Source organism: Roseimaritima sediminicola, from assembly GCF_009618275.1.
GTDB classification, from domain to species: domain Bacteria; phylum Planctomycetota; class Planctomycetia; order Pirellulales; family Pirellulaceae; genus Roseimaritima; species Roseimaritima sediminicola.
Map to the genome: position 1 here is coordinate 1 of NZ_WIAD01000179.1, position 335 is coordinate 335.

The following is a 335-nucleotide window of genomic DNA, read 5'->3' on the forward strand; positions in this document are numbered from 1 at the left end:
CAACCGAAAACGCGATCGCGTCAAAGCTCTGTGGTGGGAAACCGGTGGACTAACACTCTGGTACAAGCGTCTCGAACAAGGCACCGTCGAACTGCCCAGGCCCGACGACAAGGCCTCGCACGTTGCGCTTGACAACGTCGAGCTGGCCATGTGGATCGCCGGCGTGTCACTCAAGGCAGCCAAGAACCGGCGCAAGCGAATGGCGGCGTAGTTCGCTCCCCATCGAACAGTTCGGTACGAGCCGGCCTCGCGAAAAACTTGTCGCGAGGCCGGTTTTCTTTGCGCTCTGGCTTGCGCTTTTTCCGCCGAACTTTATAATGTCGCCATCATGAATT

Annotated in this window: 1 protein-coding gene; it reads left to right on the top strand. The window is 58.2% G+C overall.

Going from position 1 to position 335, the window contains the following annotated elements:
- On the top strand, positions 1-211 hold a 211-nt coding region (gene tnpB, locus GE027_RS22740; RefSeq protein ID WP_162006913.1), incomplete at its 5' end, for an IS66 family insertion sequence element accessory protein TnpB.
- Positions 212-335 lie beyond the last annotated feature (124 nt).